Annotated in this window: 24 protein-coding genes and 1 pseudogene; 10 read left to right on the top strand and 15 right to left on the bottom strand. The window is 64.2% G+C overall.

From position 1 onward, the window contains the following. The first annotated feature begins 34 nt into the window (after positions 1-34). Positions 35-694, top strand: a complete 660-nt coding sequence (locus tag PCE31107_RS03455) for a YitT family protein (RefSeq protein ID WP_246181693.1) — start codon at positions 35-37, stop codon at positions 692-694. Between the two features lie 6 nt (positions 695-700). On the opposite strand, the gene PCE31107_RS03450 is transcribed toward PCE31107_RS03455, so the two are convergent. Then, positions 701-1,609, bottom strand: coding sequence for a LysR substrate-binding domain-containing protein (locus PCE31107_RS03450; RefSeq protein ID WP_150606524.1), 909 nt, complete (start codon positions 1,607-1,609; stop codon positions 701-703). Positions 1,610-1,776: 167 nt separating this feature from the next. Here PCE31107_RS03450 and PCE31107_RS03445 point away from each other — a divergent pair, with 167 nt between their 5' ends. From PCE31107_RS03445 to PCE31107_RS03435, 3 genes are all read left to right on the top strand, one after another. Continuing rightward, positions 1,777-2,802, top strand: a complete 1,026-nt coding sequence (locus PCE31107_RS03445) for a DUF1338 domain-containing protein (protein ID WP_150606522.1) — start codon at positions 1,777-1,779, stop codon at positions 2,800-2,802. Positions 2,803-2,918: 116 nt separating this feature from the next. Further along, the gene (gene amaB / locus PCE31107_RS03440) at positions 2,919-4,418 is read left to right on the top strand and encodes an L-piperidine-6-carboxylate dehydrogenase (RefSeq protein ID WP_130024815.1); all 1,500 of its coding nucleotides are present in this window, start codon (positions 2,919-2,921) and stop codon (positions 4,416-4,418) included. A gap of 162 nt (positions 4,419-4,580) precedes the next feature. After that, complete coding sequence (locus tag PCE31107_RS03435; protein ID WP_150606520.1) at positions 4,581-5,783, top strand: aminotransferase-like domain-containing protein; 1,203 nt, start codon at positions 4,581-4,583, stop codon at positions 5,781-5,783. On the opposite strand, the gene PCE31107_RS03430 is transcribed toward PCE31107_RS03435, so the two are convergent. Genes PCE31107_RS03430 through PCE31107_RS03420 form a run of 3 tightly spaced genes read right to left on the bottom strand, consistent with a single transcriptional unit; the run spans position 5,784 to position 9,551 of the window. Then, on the bottom strand, positions 5,784-6,950 hold the full coding sequence (locus tag PCE31107_RS03430) for a M20 aminoacylase family protein (protein WP_150606518.1): 1,167 nt from the start codon (positions 6,948-6,950) through the stop codon (positions 5,784-5,786). 37 nt (positions 6,951-6,987) lie between these two features. Next, positions 6,988-8,220 (bottom strand): diaminopropionate ammonia-lyase, encoded by a 1,233-nt coding sequence (locus tag PCE31107_RS03425; protein ID WP_150606516.1) that lies wholly within the window; start codon positions 8,218-8,220, stop codon positions 6,988-6,990. A gap of 59 nt (positions 8,221-8,279) precedes the next feature. Then, positions 8,280-9,551, bottom strand: coding sequence for a Zn-dependent hydrolase (locus PCE31107_RS03420; RefSeq protein ID WP_150606514.1), 1,272 nt, complete (start codon positions 9,549-9,551; stop codon positions 8,280-8,282). A gap of 180 nt (positions 9,552-9,731) precedes the next feature. On the opposite strand from PCE31107_RS03420, the gene PCE31107_RS03415 reads away from it, so the two are divergent. Next, complete coding sequence (locus PCE31107_RS03415) at positions 9,732-10,205, top strand: Lrp/AsnC family transcriptional regulator (protein ID WP_150606512.1); 474 nt, start codon at positions 9,732-9,734, stop codon at positions 10,203-10,205. Positions 10,206-10,350: 145 nt separating this feature from the next. On the opposite strand, the gene PCE31107_RS03410 is transcribed toward PCE31107_RS03415, so the two are convergent. Next, positions 10,351-10,935 (bottom strand): fasciclin domain-containing protein, encoded by a 585-nt coding sequence (locus PCE31107_RS03410; protein ID WP_130024809.1) that lies wholly within the window; start codon positions 10,933-10,935, stop codon positions 10,351-10,353. Positions 10,936-10,981: 46 nt separating this feature from the next. Continuing rightward, positions 10,982-11,875, bottom strand: coding sequence for an alpha/beta hydrolase (locus PCE31107_RS03405; RefSeq protein WP_150606510.1), 894 nt, complete (start codon positions 11,873-11,875; stop codon positions 10,982-10,984). A 195-nt stretch (positions 11,876-12,070) separates the two neighbouring features. Here PCE31107_RS03405 and PCE31107_RS03400 point away from each other — a divergent pair, with 195 nt between their 5' ends. From PCE31107_RS03400 to PCE31107_RS03390, 3 genes are read left to right on the top strand one after another with little or no spacing between them, the layout of a single operon-like run. Next, positions 12,071-12,730, top strand: coding sequence for a lipocalin family protein (locus PCE31107_RS03400; RefSeq protein WP_150606508.1), 660 nt, complete (start codon positions 12,071-12,073; stop codon positions 12,728-12,730). After that, positions 12,727-13,257, top strand: a complete 531-nt coding sequence (locus PCE31107_RS03395) for a chalcone isomerase family protein (RefSeq protein WP_150606506.1) — start codon at positions 12,727-12,729, stop codon at positions 13,255-13,257. Before PCE31107_RS03400 ends, PCE31107_RS03395 begins: the two co-directional genes overlap by 4 nt. Positions 13,258-13,263: 6 nt before the next feature. Then, positions 13,264-13,860 (top strand): DUF2878 domain-containing protein, encoded by a 597-nt coding sequence (locus PCE31107_RS03390; RefSeq protein ID WP_150606504.1) that lies wholly within the window; start codon positions 13,264-13,266, stop codon positions 13,858-13,860. A 20-nt stretch (positions 13,861-13,880) separates the two neighbouring features. On the opposite strand, the gene PCE31107_RS03385 is transcribed toward PCE31107_RS03390, so the two are convergent. The 6 genes from PCE31107_RS03385 to PCE31107_RS03360 all read right to left on the bottom strand — a co-directional run bounded on the left by PCE31107_RS03385 (position 13,881) and on the right by PCE31107_RS03360 (position 20,229). Next, the gene (locus PCE31107_RS03385; protein ID WP_150606503.1) at positions 13,881-15,272 is read right to left on the bottom strand and encodes an MFS transporter; all 1,392 of its coding nucleotides are present in this window, start codon (positions 15,270-15,272) and stop codon (positions 13,881-13,883) included. A 110-nt stretch (positions 15,273-15,382) separates the two neighbouring features. Beyond that, positions 15,383-16,951, bottom strand: a complete 1,569-nt coding sequence (locus PCE31107_RS03380) for a bifunctional 3-(3-hydroxy-phenyl)propionate/3-hydroxycinnamic acid hydroxylase (protein WP_150606501.1) — start codon at positions 16,949-16,951, stop codon at positions 15,383-15,385. Beyond that, positions 16,948-17,820 (bottom strand): fumarylacetoacetate hydrolase family protein, encoded by an 873-nt coding sequence (locus PCE31107_RS03375; protein WP_150606499.1) that lies wholly within the window; start codon positions 17,818-17,820, stop codon positions 16,948-16,950. The genes PCE31107_RS03380 and PCE31107_RS03375 overlap by 4 nt, the downstream gene beginning before the upstream one ends. Positions 17,821-17,862: 42 nt before the next feature. Next, entirely contained in the window at positions 17,863-18,759 is an 897-nt protein-coding gene (locus PCE31107_RS03370; RefSeq protein ID WP_150606497.1) for a VOC family protein, read from the bottom strand. Then, a complete protein-coding gene (locus tag PCE31107_RS03365; protein ID WP_150606495.1) occupies positions 18,756-19,808 on the bottom strand; it encodes an amidohydrolase family protein in 1,053 nt (350 codons plus the stop codon). The genes PCE31107_RS03370 and PCE31107_RS03365 overlap by 4 nt, the downstream gene beginning before the upstream one ends. Beyond that, a complete protein-coding gene (locus PCE31107_RS03360; protein WP_150606493.1) occupies positions 19,801-20,229 on the bottom strand; it encodes a GlcG/HbpS family heme-binding protein in 429 nt (142 codons plus the stop codon). The genes PCE31107_RS03365 and PCE31107_RS03360 overlap by 8 nt, the downstream gene beginning before the upstream one ends. Before the next feature lie 215 nt (positions 20,230-20,444). Between PCE31107_RS03360 and PCE31107_RS03355 the strand changes: the two genes are divergently transcribed. Then, positions 20,445-21,167, top strand: a complete 723-nt coding sequence (locus tag PCE31107_RS03355) for a GntR family transcriptional regulator (RefSeq protein ID WP_240756153.1) — start codon at positions 20,445-20,447, stop codon at positions 21,165-21,167. Between the two features lie 243 nt (positions 21,168-21,410). Then, positions 21,411-22,499, top strand: a complete 1,089-nt coding sequence (locus tag PCE31107_RS03350; RefSeq protein ID WP_150606884.1) for a porin — start codon at positions 21,411-21,413, stop codon at positions 22,497-22,499. Positions 22,500-22,674: 175 nt separating this feature from the next. Here PCE31107_RS03350 and PCE31107_RS03345 read toward each other — a convergent pair. The 3 genes and pseudogenes from PCE31107_RS03345 to PCE31107_RS03335 form a co-directional block, all read right to left on the bottom strand. Further along, positions 22,675-23,537: pseudogene (locus PCE31107_RS03345) on the bottom strand (sulfurtransferase). Between the two features lie 442 nt (positions 23,538-23,979). Continuing rightward, positions 23,980-24,522, bottom strand: coding sequence for a single-stranded DNA-binding protein (locus tag PCE31107_RS03340; protein WP_150606491.1), 543 nt, complete (start codon positions 24,520-24,522; stop codon positions 23,980-23,982). A gap of 30 nt (positions 24,523-24,552) precedes the next feature. Beyond that, positions 24,553-25,776 (bottom strand): MFS transporter, encoded by a 1,224-nt coding sequence (locus PCE31107_RS03335; RefSeq protein WP_425494702.1) that lies wholly within the window; start codon positions 25,774-25,776, stop codon positions 24,553-24,555. Positions 25,777-25,870: the final 94 nt, after the last annotated feature.

Genomic DNA, 25,870 nt, shown 5'->3' with positions numbered 1-25,870 from the left:
GGCGCGCCGTCTTGTTGTATTTGACTTGCAGATCATGGAACAGAATCCAGGCGCCATGGCGGGCAGCCCCCGCAGCGCCCTCGCGGCAGCCGACACAATCGGCGTTCCGCACTCCGTGCTCGAAGACATCTATGCGATCGTCATCGGCATGGCATTCGTGGTGGTCGGGTTGGTGCTGCTCAAGGCAGCCGGGTTGGTCACCGGCGGCGTGGCCGGCATTGCACTGCTCGCCTCTTACGTCTTTCCCCTACCGGTGGGCACCATCTTCACGCTGGTGAACATTCCGTTCTTCCTTTTCGCGTACGTCACGATGGGCCCGCGCTTTGCGCTCAAGTCCACCGTCGCGAGCGTCGGCATCACGTTTGCCCTCGCGGCCATGCCGCAGACGTTCAACGTCGCCTTCGTCAATCCGTTGTTCGCCGCATTCGTCGGCGGCACGCTGTGCGGCATGGGGATTCTGGCGCTTGCGCGTCACGGGGCGGGCGTGGGCGGCACAGGCATCGTCACGCTGTGGCTGCAACGCGAGCGCGGCATCAACGCGGGCATTACCCAGGCGTGCATCGACACGACGATTCTGCTCACCTCGCTCACCACGATCCCCGCGGGACGCGTTGCCTGGTCGGCACTGTCGGCGCTCGCCATGAGCGCCATGGTGGTCGCCTGGCACCGGCCGGGCCGTTACACCGGACGCTGAGCCGCGTCAGACGGGCGCGTCCGGGCGGTAGGCACTGGCCTGTGTCAACAGCCACTCGCGGAACACGCTGAGTGGCTGCCCGTGCGTGAGTTCGGTCGGATAGACGAGGTAGTAGGCCGACTCGGCCACGCTTTTCACGTCGACCGGAACTGTCAGGCCGAAGTTGGCCAATTGTCCCTCGACGAAGAATTTCGGCACCAGCGCGACGCCGAGCCCGGCGGCCGCGCCCGCGATGAGCATCGTGTGCAGCTCATAGCGCACTCCCTGGAGCGCCCGATGGTCCTCGATGCGTTGCTCCGCAAACCATTGGGTCCAGGCACTGGGGCGCGTCGTCGAGTGCAGTAGCGGATACGCGAGCAGATCGGCGGCCGTGCGAACCGGCCCCTTGAGCAATGACGGCCGGCATACCGGCACCACCTCCTCACCGAACAGATAATCCGACGACGTGCCCGGCCAGGTTGGCTGCCCGAAATGGATGGCCGCTTCGAAGTGCGTCTCGTCGAACGTGAACAGGTCGGTGTGCACCCCCATGTTCACCCGAACCTCGGGGTGGCGCTCGTCGAAATCCTTCATTCTCGGAATCAACCACTCGGACGCGAACGTCGGCAGCACCGCCAGTTCCAAATACCCGCCCCCGCTGCCGTGCGCCATGATCGAGAGCGTGTCTCGATCAAGTTGTTCCAACGTGCGGCGCACTTGCATGCCGTACAGGCGTCCGGCGCGGGTGAGCACCACGCGCTGCTTGGCGCGAACGAACAGACGCACCCCCAGTTGCGCCTCCAGCGTGGCGATCTGACGTGACACGGCGCTCTCCGTCAGAAACAGCTCGCGCGCCGCGTGCGTAAAGCTTTCGTGCCGGGCCGCGGCCTCGAATGCCAGCAGCGCCGCTGTGCCGGGGGTCTTGAATTTGCGCATATTGATTCCAAAAACGCATCAAGTGGCAATTTTATCTCGCTTTACGAGCGAGGCATCCATTCCAATAATGCTGTCAATGCAAGATGGCATGGGGTAAGGCGTTCCGTGCCATGCCCTGACACCCTGCGATACCGCCAGAGACGGCGGTCCCCCTTTGAGACAATCCGATGCGCAATGCCAATGTGCAGTCCCTGCTGGTTTCCCTGATCGGGCAAGCGCGTACCGACGCGCTCTTTGCGACACTCAATTCGCCATCGATCCTGGCGGATGCCGAGCCGGGATGCGTGACGCGAGCCGAACTCGCGCAGGCCATGAACATGGCCCTGTTCGAAGGGCTGCTGGCGCGTTCGCCGAACGGCCGCACCTACACTGAAGAAGCGATTGCGGGCGGTGGCAGCGTCTACTTCGATCACGGTGCGCTGCGCACCGTGCGCTGGGCCGCGAACGGCGCGCTGCCGCCGGGCGAAGCGGCCTTCACGCGCATTTTGCGCCCGCTGGGCTTCCGTCTGAACGGTCGCTATCCGCTCGACCGCCTCGGCATGACCGGCCGCGCCTATGCGCACGCAGACGCCCCCGAAGAGATTTCGCAGTTCTTCGTGAGCGAGCTGCATCCCGAGCGTTTCTCCGAGACGTTCCAGCAAGCCGTGTCGCGTGTGGTCGGCACGTCGAAGGATCCGCTCACACCGGCATCCGTCGGCCAGCTTTGGGAACTGGAGCGCGACGGCACGCTGCCGCTCGAAAGCGCACAAGCGCTGCTGCCGGTGATCGTTGGCGCGTTTGCTCGTCAGCACGATGTGCCGAGCGAAGCCGATTACGAACTGCTGTTGGCGGAGTCCGCCGAAATGGCCTGGATCGCGACCGAAGGCAATGCGTTCAATCATGCGACCGACCGTGTCGACGATGTCTTCGCGTTGTCCGACGCAGAGAAGGCCAAGGGCCGCCCGATGAAGCCCGACGTCGAACGCTCGCGCTCGGGCCGCGTGTTCCAGACGGCCTATCGCGCCGACATCGTGCGTCGCGAATTCCGTGACAAGGACGGCGAGATCGTGACGCGCGAAGTGCCGGGTTCGTTCTACGAATTCATTACGCGGCATCGCGAATACGACACCGAGAAGCGTTGCTGGAAGATCGACCTGCGCTTCGACGCGGGCAATGCGCAGGGTATTTTCAAGATGACGGCCAACGCAAAGTAATCGAGGGTTCTCGGCGTCCGGCGCACAATAGGTCCGTGCGTCGATGCTGCGCCTCAATCCGCCGACACCGGTGAACAGCACCGGCGGCCAACACTGAATTCCATAGGGGTATCCACGTGAACGCAACTTCCATCCTCAACGAACTGGGCATTGCCAAACTGGCCGAAGCGGGCGACATCGCTGTGCATTCACCCATCGACGGCGCATTGATCGGCCGCGTGGCCAGCGCCTCGGTCGCCGACGCCCAAGCCACCCTCGCCCGCGCGCACACCGCGTTCACCGCCTGGCGCGACGTGCCCGCACCGCGTCGCGGTGAACTGGTGCGTCTGCTCGGCGAAAAGCTGCGCGAGCGCAAGCAGGCGCTGGGTGCGCTCGTCACGCTCGAAGCCGGCAAGATCCTGCAAGAAGGGTTGGGCGAAGTGCAGGAAATGATCGACATCTGCGACTTCGCCGTCGGCCTGTCGCGTCAGTTGTACGGCCTGACCATCGCGTCGGAGCGTCCGGGCCACCGCATGGCCGAGACGTGGCATCCGATGGGCGTGTGCACGGTCATCTCCGCCTTCAACTTCCCGGTCGCGGTGTGGGCCTGGAACGCGGCGCTCGCGCTCGTGTGCGGCAACGCCGTGGTGTGGAAGCCGTCTGAGAAGACGCCGCTGACCGCACTGGCCGTCAACCACTTGATGAACGAGGTCATCGCCGAATTCGGCGATGCGCCGGAAGGCCTGACCGCGCTCATCGTCGGCGGTCGCGACGTGGGCGAAGCACTCGTCGCCGATCCGCGCTCGGCCATCGTGAGCGCGACGGGCAGCACGGAAATGGGCCGCAAGGTCGGCGTGGAAGTCGCGCGCCGCTTTGGCCGCTCGATCCTGGAACTCGGTGGCAACAACGCGGGTATCGTGACCGGCAGCGCCGACATGGAACTCGCCCCGCGCGGCATCCTGTTCTCGGCGGTGGGTACGGCCGGTCAGCGTTGCACCACGCTGCGCCGCCTGTTCGTGCACGAGAGCGTGTACGACAAGACCGTCGAGCGTCTGAAGACACTGTATGGCAAGGTTGCCATCGGCAACCCGCTGGAGCGCGGCACGCTCATGGGCCCGCTGATCGACGAAGGTGCCTTCCATCGCATGCAGGACGCCCTGGACAAGGCACGCGCGCAAGGCGGCAAGGTCACGGGTGGCGAGCGTTACGCGGTCGCGGGCGCGGAGAACGCGTTCTATGTGAAGCCGGCCATCGTCGAGATGCCGTCGCAGACGGAGATCGTGCTCACCGAAACGTTCGCACCGATCCTGTACGTGCTCAAGTACAGCGATTTCTCACAAGCCATCGACGCCAACAACGCCGCCTCGCACGGCCTGTCGTCGTGCGTGTTCACGACCGATCTGCGCGAAGCCGAGCGCTTCACGTCGTCGGCGGGTAGCGACTGCGGCATCGCCAACGTCAACATCGGCCCGAGCGGCGCGGAGATCGGCGGCGCCTTCGGCGGTGAGAAGGAAACGGGCGGCGGACGCGAGTCGGGCTCGGACGCGTGGAAGGGCTATATGCGCCGTGCCACCAACACCGTCAACTACTCGTCCGCCCTGCCGCTCGCGCAAGGCATCGACTTCTCGATCGAGTGAAGTCGCGATAACCCGCCCCGACGTCGCCCATGCCCATGCGCGACGTCATGCAACGGGTTACGCATCTGGCCAATGCCGGACGTGCCTTGCCCCCTCGGCAGGCGCGTCCGACGCCCCTCCCCGATAGCCGAATTCCGTCACGCTTTGTTTAGCGAGGCCCCCATGTACGCCTTCACTTCCGTGTTCGCCAACCCGGCCGGCTCGCCGATTCGCGAACTGTTCAAATACTTGTCCGAGCCGGGCATGATTTCGTTCGCGGGCGGCTATCCCGCAAGCGACCTGTTCGACGTCGACGGTCTCGCCGCGGCGCAGGCCCGCGCCTTCGCGCAGCCGACGCGCTGCCTGCAATACGGCCCGACCGACGGCCTGGCCGAACTCAAGGCGCAGCTTGTCGCGCTAATGGCCTCGCGTGGCGCGCCTTGCGCCGCCGATGAGCTGCTGGTGACGACCGGCTCGCAACAAGGTCTGGACCTGTTGCTGCGCGTGATGATCGCGCCGGGCGATGTCGTGGTGACCGAACAGCCCGCGTATCCGGCGACGTTGCAGGCATTGCGACTGCAGCAAGCGACGATCGTGACGGTGCCTGTCGACGCACACGGTCTTGACGTCGCCCATCTGGGCGTGCTGCTGCGCGAGGGCAAGATTGCCGTGCCGAAGCTGCTGTACACCGTGCCGACGTTCGCCAATCCGACCGGCGCAACGCTCTCGCGCGAGCGTCGTATCGCGCTGCTGCAGTTGGCGGTCGAGTACCGGTTCATCATCGTCGAGGACGATCCGTATGGCGACTTGCGATTCGCGGGCGACGCGGTGCCGACCTTGCTCGGCCTGACGGCGGAAGTACCGGGATCGCGCGACTGGGTCGTGCACTTCTCGAGCCTGTCGAAGATCGTCGCCCCGGGGTTGCGCGTGGGTTGGACGGTCGCGCCGCCGGAGATTGCGCGCCGATGCGTCGTCGCGAAACAGACGGTCGATCTGTGCAGCGTGCCGTGGACGCAAGCGGTGGCGGCGGAGTATCTCGCCGACGGCGCGTTGGCACGCCATCTGCCGAAAATCACGGAAGCTTATCGTCGCAAATGCGACGCGCTGTGCGACGCGTTGCGCGAGACGCTGGGCGACGCCATCGCGTTCCATGCCCCGCAGGGCGGCATGTTCGTGTGGGCGCGTCTCGCCGCAGTGAAGACGAGCGATCTGCTGCCGCACGCGATCGCCGAGAAGGTGTTGTTCGTGCCAGGCACGGCGTTCTTCGCAGAACAGGCCGACGAGGCTTCGCTGCGGTTGTCGTTCGCGGCGCCGGCCGTATCGGCGATCGAGCAAGGCGTGGCACGACTTGCCCGTGCAATGCACGCGACCGGCGCCACGCGATGATCAACGCGGCAGGCTGTCGCGCACGATCCGGGCGAAGTAGCGCGCGCCGAGCGGCAGAATCGCGTCGTTGAAGTCGTAACAAGCGTTGTGCAGCGGGATGGCGCCTGGCGCGTTACCGCTGCCGTTGCCGATGAACGCGAAGTTGCCCGGCACGTGCTGAAGGAACACCCCGAAGTCCTCCGAAGCCATCATCGGCGCAACGTCCGCGTCGACGCGCGCTTCGCCCACCACCGCCTGCGCCGCGCGAACGGCGAGCGCCGTATTGTCCGCCCAGTTCATCGTCGGCGCGAACTCGTGCGTGTACTCGAACTCGCCATGCGCGCCGTGCATCGCACAAACGCCCAGGCAGATCTCACGCATGCGTGTCTCGATCAGTGACTGCACGTCCGGCGAATAGCTTCGCGTGTCGCCCTTGATGACGACGTTCGTCGGAATGGCGTTGCGAATGCCATCCGTCATGAATTCCGTGCAAGACACCACCGCCGACAGCCCCGGATCGACACTGCGCGACACCACGGTCTGAAGCGCCACAACGATCTGCGCGCCGATCACGAGCGGATCGATGCCCATGTGCGGGCGCGCCGCGTGGGTTCCCTTGCCGCGAATGCGGATGACGAAGTTGTCTTCGCTCGCCATGATGCCGCCGATGCGCGTGGCGAAGCGACCTGCCGCGATGCCCGGCATGTTGTGCACGCCGTAAATCGCATCGATCGGGAAGCGTTCCAGCAACCCGTCCGCAATCATCGCCTTCGCGCCGCGGCCATGCTCCTCGGCGGGCTGGAAGATGAAGCGCACCGTGCCGTTGAAATCGCGCGACGCCGCCAGCAGCTTCGCCGCGCCGAGCACCATCGACATATGACCGTCGTGCCCGCAGGCGTGCATCTTGCCCGGTACTTGCGACGCATAGTCGCGCCCCGGCGCCTGCTCGGCGATCTGTAACGCATCCATGTCGGCCCGAATGCCGATCGCGCCGCGCCCGTCGCCCACCCGCAGGTTCGCGACAATCCCCGTACCGCCGATGCCGCGATGCACGTCCAGCCCAAGGCTTTCCAGAATCGTCGCGACCGTCTGCGACGTGCCGACTTCCTCGAACCCGGTTTCCGGTTGACGGTGGAAGGCGTGCCGCCACCCGGTCAACGCCTTGGCAAAATAGAGGTCCTGCGTCATGGCCGACTCCTGTGAATGCTGTTGATCCGAGGCAACGTCAGCGGGCCAGCCAAGCGTGCTGGCGTTGCGTCACCGACGCGTCCGGCTCGCCCACGAGTTGCGCATATACGAGCGGCGCGGTTGCCCCTTCCGTGTTGATCAGCAGGACGTGGGAATCCGCGTTCAGACCGATGGCCGATGCCAGCGCAGGCGTTGCGGCCGCCTGCATCAAGCCCGCCAGACCCGCCACCCCCGACTCTCCTGCGACAAACGGCACGTCGTTGTCGCTGCCGCGTGCCAGACGCCGCATCGCCTCCAACGCCTCGGCATCGGTGACGGTCATGAACGCGTCGACCGACGGTTGCAGGAACCGCCACGCCAGCGGCGACGTCTCGCCGCACGCCAGCCCGGCCATTACGGAATCGACCGACCCCGACGCCGAGGCGGCCTTACCCGCAATGGCGCTCTGGTAGAGGCAATCGGCCTGCATCGGCTCCACGAGAACGAATGTTGGACGCCACACGCCCCAGCGCTCCCAAAGATAGCTCACGATACCCGCCGCCAGTCCACCCACGCCCCCTTGCAGGAAGACGTGCGTGAGCGGGCATGCGGCGTCCGTGGGAGCGTCTACGCCGCAGAGCGCTTCATCGACTTCGGCCGCCACCGTCCCGTACCCCTGCATGACGTCGCGTGGAATGGCCTCGTAACCCTCGTAAGACGTGTCCGAAACGACATGCCAGCCGTGACGCGCGGCAAGCGCCGCCGCCGCGTCCACCGACGCATCGTAATTGCCCTCGACGCGCACGATCTCGGCACCGTACGCGGCGATCGCCTGTTCGCGCTCCTCGCTCACCTGCGCGTGCAGCACGATGACGCAGCAGCAACCCATGCTCTGCGCCGCCGCGGCGAGCGCGCGGCCGTGGTTGCCGTCCGTCGCGCTGACGACCGTGACCGTGGCGAGCGCGTCGCGATGCTCACCTCGCAGAAGCGTCCGCGCAGTGAAGCCGAGTGTCTCGCACTCGCGCAACAGAAGGCGGACGAGCGCTATCGGCGCGCCCAGGGCCTTGAAACTGCCCAGCGCCGAGCGCAGCGCTTCGTCTTTCACGAGCACGCTGCGAACGCCCAGCGATGCGGCCAGATCGGGCAGCGCGCGCAGCGGTGTGCTCCCGCGCGTCAGCCCATCCCAATGGGCGAGCCACGCGCGGCTCTCTTGCGCGCGAGCGATGCTCATGATGTCCTGAAGGTGCGCCGGGTATGGCGCGCGAGCGGCGTGGGGGTTGACGTACAGCATGGGGGGCTCCGGTATTGCGGTATTGCGATATTTCGGGATGTCGGGATGTCCGAACGGCTCTATCGACGTACGCTGAGGCGCCTTGCAACGACATCGAGCAGCACTTTCGCGCCGTTCACCAGTTGCTCGTCGTCGGTGTGCTCGCGCGGGTTGTGGCTGATGCCGCCCCGGCTCGGCACGAAGATCATCGCCGCCGGGGCGATGCGCGCGATCATCTGTGCGTCGTGGCCCGCGCCCGACGTCATGCGCATGGACGACAGCCCTAACCGACTGGCGCTCGCTTCAATGACGTCGGCCAACTCGGCATCGAAAACGACCGGAGAGAAGCGCGCCAGGCGCTCAGCCGAAATGCGCACGCCCTCGTCTTGTGCGAGCTTCGTCAGGAATGCCGAAAAATGCGCTTCGCTCGCTGCCAGACGTTGTTCGTTCGGGTCGCGCATATCGACCGTGAATACCGCCTTGCGGGGAATCACGTTGATGACGCCCGGCTCGACCCGCAGCGTGCCAACGGTCGCGAGCGTCGTGCCGGAGTCGACGGCGATGCGCCGCAGCTCGGCGACTGCGGCGGCGGCGGCATAGCCGGCATCGTGGCGCAGACGCGTCGGCGTGGTGCCCGCGTGATTGGCGTTGCCCTGCACGGTGATCTGCTGCCACGAAATGCCCTGTAGATTCTCGACGACGCCGATCTGCAGCCCTTGCGCTTCGAGAATCGGACCTTGTTCGATGTGCAGTTCGAGATACTCGTGGGGCACGAGGGTGCCCGGCATCATCTCGCCAGCGTATCCGATACGCACGAGTTCATCGCCCAGACGCGCGCCATCGGTGCCGATGGCATCGAGCGCCTCGGCCAGCGGCAAACCACCCGCGTGAACCAGCGAGCCCATCATGTCCGGATGAAACCGCGCGCCTTCCTCGTTGGTGAATGCCGCGACCGTGATCGGCCGCGACGGCACCACGCCCGCTTCGCGAAATGCCCTCACGACGGCCAGGCCACCAAGCACGCCATAGCAACCGTCGAGCGCACCCGCGTTGACGACGGTGTCGATGTGCGACCCCATCATGAGCGGGCGCGGAATCTCGCCCGACGCATCGTTAGCGGCCGACGCCAGCGTGCCGAAGATATTGCCGATGCGATCGATCCGCACGTCGAGATCGAGTTCGCGCATCCACGCGACGACCTGATCTCGCCCGGCTTTCTCGGCGTCGGTGAGCGCGACGCGAGTGCGGCCGCCCGCAACGGGATCGGCGCCGATCTCACCGAGTTCACGCAACTGTTGCAACAGGACAGCGCCGTCCAGGCGAAGGACGGTGGGGGCGTTCGTATCGGACATAGGGAAATTCGGTCGTTTCGGCGGAGAGGTCGATGGGACAGCCGCTCGCGCAAGCCCTTTCAGCGACGGGTTATTCGCGTCACCGCTAGCGGAGTATCATCGGCCTGCCTGAATAATATTCCGTGGCGGGCGTACGATTAACCCGTTTTAAACCGAAAAATCGAATTTTTATTTCGCCACATGAGCCTGGACAGTTACGACGTCGCCCTGCTCGCCGCGATCCAGCAAGACGCGACGACGCCTCAGCATGCGCTTGGCGCGCAAATCAATCTGTCATCTGCCGCGGTGAATCGGCGGCTCAGAAAGCTGGCCGACGAAGGTGTGACAAGCAAGACCGTCTCGCTGGTGGATCCGGCGAGCGTCGGTTATGCGTTGACGATCATTACCGAGGTCGAAGTCGAGAACGAGCGGCTCGATCTGCTCGATGCGATGCGACGCAGCTTTCTCGCGTGCCCGCAGGTGCAGCAATGTTATTACGTGGCGGGCGAATGCGACTTCGTGGTGATCATGGTCGTACAGAACATGGCGCAATACACCGAACTCACGCGCGCGCTGTTCTTCGAGAGCAACAACGTCAAACGCTTCAAGACGCTCGTGTCGATGAGCAACGTCAAGGTCGGACTGGAAGTGCCGCTGGACGCGGTCGGCCGCTGAGCGCAGCAGTCAGGCAATCGCGGTGGCGCTGAAGCGCGTGTGGGCGACGCGAAGGCACGCGTCGGATCGTGGTGTGTTGCCGGCACGCGGCGCACGCCCGATCGTTCGCCAGAGCGTTGCGCCCTGGCGAACGATCGGGGAAATGTTACGGCATCAGTACTTTGTCCACGACATGAATCACCCCATTCGATTGCATGACGTTGCTGATGGCGATTTTAGCCACCCCGCCTTTGTCATCCGTCACCATCAGATGCCCGCCCTTCTGCGTGACGGTCAGCGAATTGCCTTCGACCGTTTTCAACATGGCCTTGCCGCCCCCGTCCTTGACAGCCTTCATCAGATCCTGCGCGGAGAGCCGGCCCGGCACCACGTGATACGTGAGCACCTTGTCGAGGGTTGCCTTGTTCTCGGGCTTGAGCAGGGTATCGACAGTCCCCGCCGGCAGTGCCGCGAACGCTTCGTTGGTCGGCGCGAAGACCGTGAATGGCCCGGGGCCGGAGAGTGTGTCGACCAATCCGCCGGCCTTCACGGCGGCGACGAGCGTGGTATGGTCCTTTGAGTTCACCGCGTTTTCGATGATGTTCTTCGAGGGGTACATCGCCGCCCCGCCGACCATGACCGTCTTCTCACCGCTGTCCATCGACGCCGCGCATGCGCTGAGCGACGATCCGAACACACAGCAGGTTGCCACAAGCACCGGCAGAAATCCGGTCGAGTAACGAGTCTTCATTTTCTCACCCCATTGATGGCGCTTCGCAAAACGGAAGCCCTTCTACTTACGAGCAAGCCGGGTGAACGGATGCACGTTCGGGAGCGGAATTCACGAAGGCGGCAATGTCGTCCAGCACGGGTGCATAGCCTCGAAGCGGTGCGCTAAGGGTTCCCAGAAGCATCGCGTGCCCAAGATCATAGTGACGCACTTCCACCTCATCGTTCATCCGTTGCAACCGGCGAGCAAACCGCGTTGTGTTGCCCGGATCGACGACCGTGTCCGCGTCGCCCACGGCCAACCACATCGGCGGTTCCCTGCCCGTCACGAAATGAATCGGCTGGCTGGCGAGTCGCACCGGCTCGGGAAATATCCGGCGAAGCACATCGCTCTTGAGCGGCAGGAAATCGTAGGGACCGGCCAGGCCGATGACGCCCGCGATATCGCACTCGCGCATGCCATTGGCATGCAGGTAGCGGGCATCGGTCGCGAGTAGCGCCACCATTTGCGCGCCCGCCGAATGGCCCATGAGAAACAGGCGTTCGGGGTCGCCGCCAAACGCTTGTGCACGGTCGCTCGCCCAGCGCACCGCGATCGCGGCGTCGTCCATGAAGCCCGGGAAAGTCACCTCCGGATAGGTCCGATAATCAGGCACGACTACCAGGAAGCCGCGCGAGGCGAGCGCCTCGCCGACAAATCGGTAATCCTCTCGTTGGCCGTTCTGCCAACTCCCTCCGTAGAAGAACACGACCACCGGCATGCCGCTCGCACCCGCGTCGGGGTGTGTTGGCACATAGACGTCGAGTCGCTGCCGCTCGAACGTGCCATAAGCGAGGTTTGTGACTTCACGATACGTGGTCCGCGGCGTTAGCGCATTCACGAGTGTGACGGGACTGCACGCACACAGTGCGACGCTGATGAGCGCCACGGCCAACGCGCCGCCGAGCGAGACATTCGTCATGTTTCCTTCCTGTCGAATAGAGGCCGGGGTGGGCCGATGCCCCCCGGGCTTGCCTTCGTCAGTACGGGGATGGCGATCGCCCGGATGCACGTCCGAGCGGAAATCGGCGGATTTTTTTGTTTCCGCTGCATCCGAGGGATCGCGACGTCCGTATACCCGTGACACGCGTCTTGAACCCGCTACGGAGCTTGCATCATGCCTGCCGCCGCCATTGCATTCGTCGGACTGAATCTCGCGCTGTATGCCGCGTGGCTTTCTCGATGGCGCCACGTTGCGGTTGGCGTGTTCGCCGGTGCGAGCGTGCTGCTGGCGGGTTGTACGGGCGCGCCGCCCAACCCCAACCCTCGAGCAGACGTTCCGCTTCACACGGTGCCGGTCGACCTGCCGCGATACATGGGCAAGTGGTATGTGATCGCCAACATCCCCTACTTCGCCGAACGCGACTTCGTCGGCAGCCGCGCCGAGTGGAAGTTGCGCGACGACGGCAAGATCGACGATCACTTCTATGGCCGCAAGGACGGGTTCGACCAACCCGAGCGTCATTACCAGTTCCTCGATACTGTGGTGCCTGGCAGCGGTGGCGGGGAGTGGCGTGTTCGCCTGTTCTGGCCCATCTATGTCTCGCAGCTCACCGTGTACGTCGATCCGGCGTATCAGTACACATTGCTCGCTTATCCCGACAAGTCATTGGGCTGGATCTTTTCCCGCGAGCCGACGATGGATGACGCGACTTACCGCGCACTGCTGTCGCGTTTCGATGCCATGGGCTACGACACCACGCGCTTCCGGCGCGTCCCCCAGGTGCCCGAGCAACTCGGTCAGCCGGGATTTGCCACCCCGGGGAAAAGCGAATGAAAGCGCGTCGTCTGGCAAGCGTGATCGTGTGTCTGGCCGGCGCGCTGACAACAGCGGCGGCGTGGTCGGGATGCCGCGATGCATTGACAACGGCCCATCGCATTGGCGCGGGCGAATTTTGCGTGTTGGGCTTCTGTCTCTACAAGGCTGAGCTTTGGTCGCCGCACACGCCCCTCTCGGCCGACGCGCCCTTCGCGCTTGTGCTCAAGTACGAACGAAGCGTGAGCGGGGCGCGCATGGTCTCGACGGGCCTCGACGAGATTCAACGATTGGCCCCGCGTCCGATCGCGAACGAGACGCTCAACGCCTGGCGCGACGACATGCGGCGTGCGTTCGGCGACGTGTCGCGCGGAGACGAGCTCTGTGGCGTCTATCTGCCTGGGCGCGGCGCACGGTTCTATACGAACGGGGCATTGACGGCCGACGTTCCCGACATCGCGTTCGCGCGGGCCTTCTTCGGCATCTGGCTCGACCCGAACACGCGGGCGCCTTCGCTTCGCAGACATCTGTTGGGCGAAAGCCCGTGACCGGCCGTGGCATCGCGACGATGTAACCCACCGCACCCAGGACGTTGCCTCGGCCTGGTCTACGTTGTACTCGGCCAGGTGGGGTGGTTCACGTGCGTGCTCAGCGCCGCCCAGGGAGACGGATGGATAGGCGTCGCGCTCGTGGCCGCCATGGCGGCGGGTCATCTGTACCTGGACCGGCGACCGCTTCGAGAAGCCGGGTTTCTCGTCGTCGTCACAGTGCTGGGTTTCGGATGGGAGTCCTGCGTTTATCGCACCGGCTGGATCGCCTACCCGAATGGCGTGCTCGTCCCCGGATTCGCGCCGTATTGGATGGCCGGGCTATGGGCCCTCTTCGCGTTGCAGATCAATCCGGTCTTCGCGTCGCTTCACCGTCGCCGGCTTCTGTGCGCCATGCTTGGCGCGGTGGGCGGTCCACTGTCGTTTCGCGCGGGCGCGGCTTTGGGGGCCGTCCAGTTCATCGATATCTGGCGAGCTCTCGCCCTGATTGGCGCGGGATGGGCAGTCATGCTGCCCGGGCTGATCGCGCTGGGGGTGGCGATCGGTTCGGGGCCGATCGCCTCCGGCAAGCCTACCGACGCCATGCGGGATGGCGATCGGTAGTCATCCGGTAGTCATGCCCCTCAACGTTGTCCGGCCGGCACGCTGGCCGCGCCACTGACCTCATTGCTGCGCGCTTCCGGTGCCGGCACCAGCCCGACCGATGCGATCTCCTGGCGTCCCAGCGAGATGATCGCGGCGGCGAGCGCCAGTGCCACGGCGAAGATACCGAACGTGTAGCTCGGCGACGGGTTGAACGTGGCGACGATACCGATGATCATCGGTCCCATGATGCCGCCCACGCGATTCAGCCCCACGGCCACCCCCATCCCCGTGCCACGCACTTCCGTGCGATAGCACATCACCTGGTAGTTGTTGAGCACGGCCTGCGCACCGAAGATGAAGAAGCCCAGCGCTGCGACGAACGGCGGTGCCCACAGATTGCCCAGCGCAATGCCGACCGAGATCATGGAGATCGATGCCAACGTGTAGCCAATGATCATCGCCTTGATGCGGCTGCGCAGCCTGTCCGCCAGCCAACCCATGCCGATTCCACCAAACACCGACGCCAGCATCACCAGCGTGCCGTAGGCGAACGCCGATGACACACCGCCGCCGCTCGCGACGACCAGCGTCGGCAGCCAGCCCGTCAGACCGTGGATGCAGAACAGACTGAGGAACCCAACGATCCAGTGAACAATCGTGTTGCGGCGATACATCGGCGAGAGCAGTGCCGCGATCGAGCCGATCGTCTGGGGCTTGTGCATCGGCGCAAACGTCGCCGTGCGATACACCGCCTCACGCTCAGGACGCAGCTTGGCGAGCAGTACGCGCACTTCCGATTCCCGTCCGCGCAGCATCAGGTACTGAATCGATTCAGGCAACCACAGTGTCGCGGCAATCACCACCAACAGCGATGCGGCACCGATGTAGTACAGCGACTCCCAACCGAAGTGCGCCGTCATCGAGAGCCCCGCGATGCCTGCGAAGATCCCGCCTGCGGAGAAGCCCAGTTGGAACACCCACGTCGCAAACGTGTTCGCGTTCTTCGCGGGTGCCCACTCGTTGATGCAGGTCAGCGCCAGCGGCGTCACCATGCCCAGCGCCGTGCCCATGATGAGGCGGAAGATCGCAAACCCCAGCGGCCCGTGCACGACGGTGGCGAGAAGGCCGCTCGAGATGGTCAGCATCCACAGTGCCAGCAGCATGACACGGCGGCGTCCGAACCGGTCGGACAGCAGGCCTTGAAGCACCGAGCCGATCGACAGGCCGATGATGCCGCTTGAGAGCATGAAGCCGATCATGCCGGGCGACGGGTGCCACGTCTTGCGCACCAGTGGAATGACGTACGCGGCATTGAACAGATCGTAGCCATCGAAAAACATGATGGCAGTGAGCAGCACGGCGAACTTGAAATGAAACCCGCCGAATTTCGCCTGCGCGATTTCATCGCGCGCGGTAATGGTTGTCGTCACGATTGTCTCCAGACCGTGTCAGTCGCGGCCGCGCCGGTCTGGTGCCGGCGTGTTCCGCGTATTTAAATGGCGGCTTGCCACCCCCCCGCCAGCGGGCGTGGCGCCGACCGTCACCTCAGCGCGCCGATCAGTGCGTCGAGTTGGGTTGCCAGCTCACTCGCGTGTCCCGCGACACCCCAAACGTAGTGGTCCGGTCGCACGATTGCCGCGTGGCAATCGTGCTTCCCGAACCATCTCGCGAGGACACCTTCCTTCTCCTGCACTGCCACACTGCCGGCCGGCAGGGATGCTGCCGAGCCAAGCACCACGACCCTTGCGCCGATATCGCGCGCCGCGGCAACCCAACCGCTGTCCAGCAACGCAACATCGTCGACGACCACTCGCCAGCCGCCGCCGACCACGTCGTCGAGCAACGCGGAAGCATTCGCAGTCGTCGCAACGAGCGGTTGCGGGAACAGCGTGCCGTTCACGGCATTGCCGTCAGCGGCAAGCAATCCGCACTGCAACGGCGGCACGATCTCCTGACGCGTAACGGTCTTCACCACACCGCCGCACTCGGCCAGCAGTCGTGCGTCGCGCGCCGTGGCCGCCGCCTCGTCACGCTCGCAGATCACGCGACCGATCTCCTTGATGCGTGTGGTCAGCGTCGTGACATGCTGCTTGCGTTCCACTTGATACGTGTCGAGCAGCGCGTCCGACGCCTTGCCGCGCAGCACGCGTTCGAGCTTCCAGACGAGGTTGACGATGTCGCGCACGCCCTGACACATCCCTTGACCGATGAAAGGCGGCTGTTGATGCGCGGCGTCGCCCGCGATGAACACGCGCCCACGGCGCCATTCGCTCGCCACCAGCGCATGGAAACGATAGCTAGCCGCGCGCCACAAGGTGCCGTCTTCCGGGGTGAGCCAGCGCGAGAGCAGTTGCCACACGCTGTCGTCTTCGCGCATTTGCGCGGGATCTTCGCCGGGCGAGAGCATGATTTCCCAGCGACGATGCCGTCCGGGACCCACGATGTACGTGCACGGGCGCTTCGGCTCGCAATACTGGATCGCCACCTTCGGCAGCTTGGCCAGACCGCTGTCGTTGACCATCACGTCGACCACGACCCACGGTTCGTCGAACACGAGGTCTTCGAGCGCGATGCCCAGCGTGGTGCGCACGAAGCTCGACGCCCCGTCGGCGGCAATCAGGTACTTGGCCGTGACGGTGCGCGTCTGGCCGGCGTCGTCGCGCAGGCGCGCGGTGACCGCCTCGCCCATGTCTTCGAAGCCGATCAGCTCAGTGCCCAGCGCGAGGCTCACGCAGTCGTAGCTCGCTGCCTGATCGCGCAGTGCTTGCTCGACCGGCGGCTGCGTGAAGGTCATCGTCGGCGTGTAACCCATCGGATAAGGCTTGTCGACGGTGGCGATGCGCTTGATCAACTGCCCTTGCGTGCCGTAGTACTCCGACGGCGGAAACACATCGACGAACGGGGCGATACGCTCGGCCAGACCTAGGTCTTGAAAGATGCGCATGATCTCGTGATCGAGCGCAATCGCACGCGGCTTGTCGTAGACTTCGCGCGCCTTGTCGACGCACAGCGTGCTCACGCCGAGCTTGCCGAGCAAGTTGGCGGCGACGGCCCCCGAAGGGCCGAAGCCGGAGATGAGAACGTCGTAGGACTCGTTCATGACGCTCATTTCGCCTCGACTTCGTCCTGCACGAGGTTGGACAGCAGGCCCACACGCTCGATGTCCACTTCGACGCGATCGCCGTCCTTCATCCACACGGGCGGCGTGCGGGCGAAGCCGACACCGGCCGGCGTGCCCATCGCGATCACGTCGCCCGGTTCCAGCGTCATGCATTCGGACAGCAGCTCGATGGTTTCGGCCACGCCCCAGATCATGTCCGAGGTGTTGGTCTTCTGCATCACCTGGCCATTCAGGCGCAGTTCCATCTTCAGTTCGGTGGCGCCGGCCGGCAGGTCTTCCGGCGTGACGATCCACGGGCCGAACGCGCCGGTGCCGTCGAAGTTCTTGCCGATGGTCCATTGCGACGTGCGCTTCTGGAAGTCGCGCACCGAGACGTCGTTGAAGCAGGCGTAGCCGAAGACATGCTCGAGCGCGTCGCTGCGCTTGATGTGACGGCCGCCTTTGCCGATCACCACCGCCAGCTCGGCTTCGTAGTCGAGCTTCTCCGACACGTACGGGCGGATCACGGGATCGCCGTGCGCAATCAGCGAGGTCGCGCCGCGGAAGAAGATCAGCGGGTACACCGGCTTCAGGTTGCCGCCTTCCTTGGCGTGATCGTAGAAGTTGTGGCCAAGGCAGACGATCTTGCCCGGACGCGGCAACGCCGGTGCGAGTTTGACATCCGACAGGCGCACGCGCTGGCCGGCGCGATTGGCGAGCGCACGCCTGGCGGCGCCGAGCACATCGACATCCTGCTCGAGCGCAACGCGCAGATCGGACGGCACGCCGGGTTGGGCAGCAGCCAGGTCGATGACGTCGTCGCCATCGACCACACCCAGGCGCGCGCCTGCTTCATTCTTGAACGTGACGAATTTCACCGTAAGACTCCATGGACTTGATTGAGAATTGGCGCGACGGCCTCAGCCGTGGCGAAAGCGAATGGTTTTCTGGGCTTCCTTGAGGCGCGGCGACGGCGACTTGCCGACACCCCACTGGTCGATGCGTCCGGGCGGCCACTTCCAGTCATCCGGCCCGCCGGTGCGGTAGGTGTCGTCGACCTGTTGCACTTCGGCGGTGTACTCGATGACGAAGTCGAACGGCCCGAGGAAATACGCGAACACGTTGTTACCCGGACCGTGACGGCCGACGCCCCACTCGATCGGGTAGCCGGCATCGTTCATGCGGCCGCCACCGCGCATCACCGAATCGAGGTCCGGCATCACGAAGGCGATGTGGTTCAGGCTGGTCTCGGTGGCATCGGCCAGCGCGATGCTGTGGTGATCGCTACCGCACCGCAGGAAGGCCATGATGCGGGTGCGATCCGAGAGCTTGAATCCCAGCGCGTCTTCGAAGAATGTCTGCGCCACGGCCACGTTCTCGCTGTTCATCACGACGTGCGTGATCTTGATCGGCGCGTCGGCACGCTCTGCCGTGTCGGTCCACCGCTCGTCGCCGACGATGAAGCGCAGCACGCGCCCTTGCGGATCGTGGGCGAGCAACTGCGTGCCGCCACCGGGTTCGGTCACCGGCGCCGGGCCGTCGATCACCTTGCCGCCATGGGCCGGGATCGTCTCGGCGAGCATCGACAGCGCGTCGAGCGAGGGCACATTGAAATCGACGCTGCGTACGTCGGCGCGGTCGCTGCGATGCAGCGCCAGAATATGATGCGCCGCGCCCGTGCCGCGCAGGTAGACCACGTCATCGGTGCGTGCGACGACGCTCAGATGCCAGGTCTCGGTATAAAAGGTTTCCGCGAGCGCGAGATCCGGCACGCCGATGGCGATGCCGCGCAGTGCGCTGACGAGGGACGACGTCATGAATGACTCCTTGCGGGCATGCCGAGAAAACGTTCGGCATTGAGATGAATCAGGGATTCGCGCCGTGTCGCGTCGGCGAACGCGCGCTCGATGCTGGCGACCGGCGTGGTCTCGCGAAACGCGAACGGATAGTCGGTGCCGAGCATCAGTTGCGTGTGGCCGAAGCTGCTGACGAGGTGCGCGAGCGTGTCATCGTCGAACACGAGTGTGTCGTAGTACAGACGCCGCGCTTGCGCGCTGGGCGATTCGAGCAGCGTGTCTTCGAGCGGCTTGAACACCTTGTGCGCGCGTTCGAGTCGCGGCAACAGCGACGCAAGCGTGCCGCCACCGTGACTGAACGCGATACGCAGCGTCGGGCGACGCACGATCAGATTTGTCGTGAGTACCGACGCGGCCGCCAGACCGATGTCGGTGGGGTAGCCGAGGGCTTGCACCAAAGGCTTGGGCCCCACTAGCCGCGCTTCGCCGGCCGGACGCAGCGCGTGCACGAAAATTGCCGCGCCGAGCGCTTCGGCCGCTTCGAAAAAGGGATCGAAGCATGCCGCGCCAATCGGCACGCCGTTGATATTGCTGCCGAGTTCCACGCCCGCGAACTCGCCCGAGGCCATCAGTCGCGTCAGTTCGGCAATGGCGAGATCGATGTCTTGCAACGGCACCGCGCCAAGCCCGATGAAGCGCGTCGGCGCGTACGCGACCATCTTCGCGATCTCATCGTTGACGTAGCGATTCAGATGCGCGGCATCGGTTGCCGGCAGCCAGTAGCCGAGCAACTCGGGCATGGGCGACAGTGCTTGCAGGCCGACCCGCTGTTCCGCCATGTCGTCGAGCCGCTTGCCGGCATCCCAGCAACGGTCGGAAACCGTGCGGTAGAGACCGCCGTCGATCATCACGTGCCGATGGCATTCGTGCGCAGGGGCCATCGACGGCCAGCCGGCCGGCGTGATGCGCAGCGATTTCGGGAACTCGGCGGGAATCACATGGCAGTGCACGTCGATACCGGGCAGCGCAGCACAGTCGCAACCATGGCCGTGTGCGACATGCTCACTCATGACGCAGCCCCGCGGCCATCACGCCGGCGATGCAGATCGCTTCGTCCTCGTCGCCCGTGCCGCCCGATGCGCCCACGGCGCCGATGACGCGGCCGTCGGCATCGCGAATCGGAACGGCGCCGGTCTGGGGAATGAACTTGCCGCCGTGCGTGACCGCAAGCGCGTTGAAGAAGGCGGGATTGTCCTTGGCACGAGCGAGCAGCGCGCGGCTGCTGGCGCCCATGCTCACACAGGCCCATGCCTTGCCGGTCGCGATGTCCACTCGCGACATCGACGCGCCGTCTTCGCGCTGCACGGCCTTGATGTGGCCAGCATCGTCGAGCACGACGACCGCCATCGCCTTGTACTGATGTTGGTGACTCGCAGCGAGTGCCGCCGCGATGATTTCGTTGGCGTGCGCCAACGTCAGGGGGGATGCCATACGACTGATCTCCGAACGCGTCCAGGCGTTGCGATCTCGATCAAGCGATCGCACCGGACCTTTGTTGCGAGCAATTATATATACAAAAACACTGATTTGTTATTTTCGTACATAAATTATCGTAAACACCTAGGTTTCCGTCGTTGGCATTGGGCTGACCCGTTTCAGATATACTTGCACGTAACTTCCCGCCCCCATCTGATCGAGGTAACGTTTTGTCCCGCATATCCGCGCTGTCCTCTGCCAGCCAGACCGCTAGCCAGGCCGGGTCGAACGTCACGCTGGCGACCAATCTGTACGACCGGATGCGGGCCGATCTTCTGGCCGGCAAGCTCGAGCCGGGTCGCAAGTTGCAGATCGAATTCCTCTGCGATCAATACCAGGCGGGCCAGACGCCGGTACGCGAAGCGCTCAACCGGTTGACCTCCGATGGCCTGGTGGAGCGGCGGGATCAGCGGGGATTTGCCGTCACCGGCATCAGCGCCGCCGACCTTCGCGAGATCACCAAGACGCGCGTCTGGCTCGAGGAAGTCGCCCTGCGCGAGGCGTTTGCGGCCGACCAGCCGGAGTGGGAAGAGGCGCTCGTGCTGGCCTATCACCGTCTCTCCAAGGTGCCGCGCTCGCTCAGCGAAACTCAATACCTCGAAAATCCCGAATGGGAGCGGCTGCATCGGGCGTTCCATCGCACGCTCATCAGCGGCTGCCAGTCACGCTGGCTGCTCAACTTCTGCGAGCAACTCTCGGATCAGTTGTACCGCTATCGCCAGTTGTCGGTGAAGCGTATCTACCCGAATCGCCACGAGCGCGAAGAGCACAAAGCGATGCTCGACGCCGTCATCGAGCGCGACGCAGCGCGTGCGATCCAGCTCATGCGCAAGCATTACGAAACCACGGCCGACATCATCCTCGCCGACGCCAATCTCTTCCCCACGGAATAAGCCGTCTCGCACGGCCGGCCCGATCGCTCGGGCTGGCAACGCTGCCTCCCCTCCTTTCCCGCATCGTCACATTTCGCGTCGCTCACGCGTGCCGCGTGTTGCAGACACACATCACGAATACTCCCGGTTTACCCGAGTTGTGACATTAAAATTTGATTTGCTAAAAAATATATACAAAAATTGCAATAAGCCATTTTTGTGCAAATGAATGGTCTATGACGACAAAGGAATGGAGACATGGCAATGATTCGACGTTTTGGCGCCGCTGCGGCGCTTTCGCTGTGTGCGAGCGTGGGCGCGCATGCGCAATCCGTGACGCTGTACGGCATCATCGACACGGGCGTGCAGTATGCGCATACGGGCGGCACCAGCGTGTCGCGGGTGGAATCGAGTTCGGTGGCGCCGTCGCGATGGGGGATGATTGGCACCGAAGACCTGGGGGGCGGCCTGGCTGCCGTGTTCAAGCTTGAAGATGGCTTCAACGTGAACAACGGCACGATTGCGGGCAATGGTGCGCTGTTCAATCGCGAGGCTTGGGTCGGATTGCGCAGTAACTCGTGGGGGCAGGTGCAGGTCGGCAACAACTACACGCCGCTGTTCACAACCTATGTGACGTATTCGCTGGGCGACCTCAACACACTCGGCTGGGGCAACGCGACGAACAACTTCGTCTTCGTGCCGGTCGCGCGCACCGCCAATTCGATTCGCTATGTGTCGCCGGTGTTCGCGGGCCTGACCGTACGCGCGTTGTATGCGCGCGGCGCCAATGGCGCGGCTGGTCAGCCGCGTACGTTGGGCGATACGGCGTCGGTGGGTTTCAACTTCAAGGTGGGGCAATTCTCGGCTGACGCCGACTACCTGCAACAACGCTTCACCACGACGTCGACCGTCACGACGGCGTCGCCGACGGGCACCGGCCGCTACTACCTGTTCGGCGCTTCGTACGACTTCGGGTTCGTCAAGCCGGCATTCCTGTATCAGATGCACCGCAATACCGATAGCGTGACGACCGCGAGCAACGCGGCCTACGCGAATCCGGAAAACGACTTCTATGAAATCAATGCGCTGGTGCCGAACCTGGCGAACGGCACGCTGCTGCTGAGCTTCGGTCAGTACCGCTTGCGCGGCAATTCGTCAGGCAACGCGCTGTCGTATGGCGTGCGCTACGACTACTTCCTGTCGAAGCGCACCGGGTTGTATGCGGGTGCCAGCTACGTGAAGAACAACGCCAACGCGGCCTTCACGATCAACAATGCGGGCGGCGCAGGCATCCCCGTGACCGCCGGCAACAATATCGTGAGCTTCATCGCCGGTATCGTCCATCGCTTCTAAGGCTTGCGACGACGTGACACGGGATCTGACGCGGTACCGGAGGATGATCGGTACCGCGTCAGATCTGCTCGAGACAGCGCAGATGACGCTGCGCAGCTTGCGCGGGGCGGGGGGTGCAGACGTGTAAATTGCGCTGACACCGACCGATGACGTGGAGGTGCGTATCCGCACGGACCTAGTACGGCAACCCCTCATCAATCGGCAGCGAAGGATCCCTTGACCATTCATTCCACGAGCCGAGGTAAAGGCGCACGTCCCTGATGCCGGCCTCTTCCAGGGCGACAAAGGTGTTGGAGGCTCGCGCTCCTTTGAAGCAGAAGACAACAACAGGCGTATCGCGACGAATACCCACGGTCGCACACTCGGCCAGAATCTCGGCGGGCGACTTGAACATCTGTCCGGTGGGGGTCGGCTTCATCATTCGATACCACTCCAGCCAGACCGAGCCGGGAATACGGCCTTTTCGCGGACAAAAATCCTTGCCATAAGGCGATGAGCTTTCGGCGATCCATTCGTCGACGTCGCGCACGTCGAGCTTCACGATGTGCGGGTCTGCGACGGCGTCCTTCATCCCTGCCAAGTCGACAAGGATGCTGCTTCCGCTCGTACCCGGAGGAAACTCGGTGGGTGTTGGTGAAGGAACTTCCGTTGTGCTTGGCAGTCCAGCGGCACGCCATGCACTGTAGCCGCCGTGAAGTACCTTGATTTTTTCGCGGGGATAGCCGAGATGGCGGAGCAGTACATAGCCCCGACAGGATTGGCCGAATCCCGTTGTCATCGACTGTTCGTAGATGACGGCCGTCTCCCTCCCGGACAACCCAGCCTTCGCAAATGCCCCAGTGAAAGTGTCGCGCAAGGCAGCAAGACCTTGGGGTGTCGAGGTCGCCAGATAGGTAAATATCTCATGGATATTCACCGCGCCTGGCAGAGATGGGCTTCGGCAAAACTTGCCGCGTCTCTCGTGTCGATCAGGACCACCGGCCCGGACTTCATCAACTGCGTCAATTCATCCGGTGAAACAAGAACTCGCTCGTGCATGGCAGCCCCCCCATCTGGCTTGGCCTGCGGTTGGCCCGAAAAAAGGACCACAAACCGACGCGGTGCGCAGTGGCAAGCTCGGCGCCGACCTGTCGAACTAAGTCTAGGCGACGACGGGTGAACCGCCTTGATGCTCATCAAAGGAAAACCCACGAGAGGAAGCCGTCCGGGGCAGTTGCGCCACGCGCCCCGTTCGCGCTGGCATATCCCGTCCAGAGATTCCCGCTATGGCTAACGTTAGGGAGGCCGGACGTGGCATTCTGGACGCGGCAAGACGGCGAGCACACCCTACCCGCATTGTCGACAGACCTGTGCCGATTTTGGGCGGACCGTGAGGGTTGGACCTCGCAACTCGAACGCCCGCAGCACAAAAAACAAAAGGCCCGCACCGAAGACGGTTGCGGGCCAGCTGATCACACGTTCTCAAGCGCCTAAGTGCCTATTAGAACGGGATATCGTCATCCATATCGTCAAATCCGCCACCCGACTGCTTGGCAGGTGCTTGCTGACGGGCACCACCGCCGCCGCTACCACCGCCACCGCCGCCACGCGAATAGCCGCCACCGCCGCCTTCGTCGCCGCCGCTACCACCACCGCCGCGCGAGTAGCCACCACCACCACCACCACCACCACCACCGCCCTCACCACCGCTGCGGCCGCCCAGCATCTGCATCTGGTCCGCCACGATTTCCGTGCTGTAACGCTCGGTGCCGTCCTGCGCCTGGTACTTGCGCGTGCGGATACGACCTTCGATATACACCGCCGAGCCCTTCTTCAGGTACTCGTTCACGATCTCCGCGAGACGGCCGAAGAACGACACACGGTGCCATTCCGTCAGCTCCTTGAACTCGCCAGATTGCTTGTCCTTGTAACGGTCGGTCGTCGCCAGACGAATGTTCGCGACCGCATCGCCGCTCGGCATGTAGCGGACTTCGGGGTCGGCACCAAGATTGCCGACCAGGATCACTTTGTTGACTGATGCCATAAATCTTTCTCCGCGATTGCTGATATCCGATCAGGATTGACGAGGCGCTGGCGTCCTCATCGGTGCGGCGATTATAAGCCACACGAGAGCCCCGACTGAGCAAGTCATGAAGATTGCGTTCTGACCGTAGTGGGTCATCAGAAAACCCCCTAGTGCCCCACCGCAGAACAACCCAAGTGCCTGCGTCGTGTTGTACACGCCCACCGCCGCACCCTTGCGTTGCCCCGGCGCCAGCTTCGATACCAGCGACGGCTGCGAGGCCTCGAGCACGTTGAAACCCAGGAAGTACACGAACAGCACGCACGCAATCACGCCCACCGTCGGCGGCAATCCGCCCAGCGCCGCCTGCGCCACCGCGACCAGCGCAATCGCCGAGAGCAGCACCACCTTCATCTTGCCCCGCTTCTCGGCCGCAATGATTGCCGGCACCATCGCCACGAACGACAACCCCATCACCGGCAGGTACACCTCCCAGTGCTGCGTCACCGGCAATCCCGCCGCCACCAGCATGCGCGGCATCGCCACGAACAGCGCCGTCTGCGTCGCATGCAGCACGAACACGCCGAAATTCAGACGCAACAACTCCGGGTTGTGCAGCACTTCCGAGAACGGCGCCGGGCCCACCTTGGGATGCGCGGGCGGCGTCGGCACGACCCACACCACCACGAAAATCGCCAGCACCGCCAGAATGCCGATGGCCGAGAACAGGCCACTCATGCCCAACCAGTGATACAGGAACGGTGCACACACGATGGCCACCGCAAACGACAGGCCAATGCTGCCGCCGATCATCGCCATCGCCTTCGTGCGGTTGGCATCGCTCGTCAGATCCGCCACGCAAGCCATGACCGCCGAGGAAATCGCTCCCGCGCCCTGAATCGCGCGGCCGACAATGATCCACGCCAGATCATGCGCCATCGCCGCCACGAGCGAGCCGATCGCGAACACGATCAGGCCGAACACGATGACAGGCTTGCGCCCCAGCCGATCGGAAGCCCAGCCGTAGGGGATATAGAGCAAGGACTGCGTCAGACCGTAGATGCCGATGGCCAGTCCAACGAGAAAAGTGTTGTTGCCGCCCGGAATCGTCTGGGCGAACACGGAGAACACCGGCATGATCAGAAACAGACCGAGCATGCGCAGCGCAAAAATCCCCGCGAGCGATGCACTCGCACGCACTTCTAGCGGGGTCATGCGGCCACCTCGGCCGCGCGTCGTGGCAGGGGAAGCGGAAGTCACGGAATCGGTAGACATTACGTCCTGAGAGATGGAAAAAGCGCGCGCAACATCGTGCAGCCTCGGAATCGTCTGATGATCGCTGCCCGGGCGCGCAGCACGCCAACCGCCC

This window comes from Pandoraea cepalis (assembly GCF_902459625.1).
Lineage (GTDB): Bacteria > Pseudomonadota > Gammaproteobacteria > Burkholderiales > Burkholderiaceae > Pandoraea > Pandoraea cepalis.
Note: the sequence above shows the minus strand (reverse complement) of the source record. Positions and strands in the feature narration are given on the sequence as shown.